This is a genomic window from Streptococcus sp. 1559 (genome assembly GCF_013276735.1).
GTDB classification, from domain to species: Bacteria; Bacillota; Bacilli; order Lactobacillales; family Streptococcaceae; genus Streptococcus; species Streptococcus pseudopneumoniae.
Window position 1 is genome coordinate 866 of record NZ_VMLO01000126.1, and the last position, 466, is coordinate 1,331.

Sequence of the window (466 nt, forward strand, 5' to 3'; positions counted from 1 at the left end):
GCTGCTAAAGCAGACTTAGCGAAAAAATTAGCAGATAAATTAGCAGCAATTGACAACACTCCAAATGCAACAAAAGAAGAAAAGGATGCAGCTAAAGATCGAGCTAAGCAAGCAGCGAACCAAGCTATCCAAGCCATTAACGCAGCAAGCGACCAAGCAGGCGTGGACAAAGCGCAAGCGGAAGGAATTGCCGCAATAGCAGCAGTTAAGCCAGTGGCTAAAGACAAAGCTAAGGAAGCAGTAGCAGCTAAGCTTAAGGAAAAAGAAGCCGAGATTGATGCGAACGCACAACTTTCAGATGCAGAAAAAGCAGCAGCTAAGGAACAAGCTAAAGCGGCAGCGGACAAAGCTATCCAAGCCATTGACGCAGCAAGCGACCAAGCAGGCGTGGACAAAGCGCAAGCAGACGGAATTGCCGCAATAGCAGCAGTTAACCCAGTGGCTAAAGACAAGGCTAAGGCAGCAG

2 protein-coding genes (both cut by a window edge) are annotated in these 466 nt (G+C 48.3%); both read left to right on the top strand.

The features are described from left to right. Positions 1–8 carry part of the coding region annotated (locus HT688_RS11260; RefSeq protein WP_172923801.1) for a DUF1542 domain-containing protein on the top strand (this coding region is incomplete at its 5' end). Its footprint begins 865 nt before the window's first position, so 8 of the 873 annotated nt are shown. After that, on the top strand, positions 1–466 hold part of the coding region annotated (locus HT688_RS11265; protein WP_172923802.1) for a DUF1542 domain-containing protein (this coding region is incomplete at its 3' end). Its footprint begins 18 nt before the window's first position; 466 of 484 annotated nt are visible. The genes HT688_RS11260 and HT688_RS11265, both read left to right, overlap by 26 nt.